This is a genomic window from Collinsella sp. AF29-7AC (assembly GCF_003475665.1).
GTDB lineage: Bacteria > Actinomycetota > Coriobacteriia > Coriobacteriales > Coriobacteriaceae > Collinsella.
This window is the reverse complement of the sequence record NZ_QRQX01000064.1, coordinates 330-539: the sequence shown is the minus strand read 5'-3', so window position 1 is coordinate 539 and position 210 is coordinate 330.

The following is a 210-nucleotide window of genomic DNA, read 5'->3' as shown; positions in this document are numbered from 1 at the left end:
TAATCGCCCGAGCTCTTCCGGAACCGCACCTCGCGGCCCGCGGGACCTAGCGCTTGCGCGGTCCGGGCACGAGGATGCCCCCGAGTCAGTTCCCTTTCCTATGCGCCATGCGGCCCCCAGGGCACGTAGATGAGACCCAGGACACCGAGAACGGTGGGCGCCGCCCACCGGTCAGCGGCCAGAGCATGGGGGGCACGCCCGGTCCCGTTC